Source organism: Planomonospora algeriensis, assembly GCF_977012225.1.
The window spans coordinates 1-325 of sequence record NZ_CDRNDK010001141.1 but is presented as its reverse complement, the minus strand read 5'-3'; the positions used below and the strand labels follow the sequence as shown (position 1 = coordinate 325).

General features: G+C 71.4%; 1 pseudogene. It reads left to right on the top strand.

The features are described 5' to 3' along the window. Positions 1 to 325, top strand: a pseudogene (locus ACWJ6R_RS38180) (RNA-guided endonuclease TnpB family protein); the annotation flags it as partial.

The following is a 325-nucleotide window of genomic DNA, read 5'->3' as shown; positions in this document are numbered from 1 at the left end:
AAGGCCGCGGCCGGTTCGACACCGTCACCTGGCCCAAGGACGGCGACGGCTGCCGATGGGACTCCCAACCCGAGCACCCGACCACCACGTTCGTTCGTCTCCAGGGTGTCGGGCACGTCCGGGTGCACCGGCACCGGCCCGTGCGCGGGAAGGTGAAGACGATCGCCGTCAAGCGGGAGGGCTCCCGCTGGTACGTGATCCTGTCGTGCGACGACGTGCCCGCCGAACCTCTGCCCGCCATGGGCGCGGTGGCCGGGATCGACCTGGGCGTCGCCTCCCTGGTCACCACGAGCGACGATGAGCACCTGGCGAACCCGCGCCACCT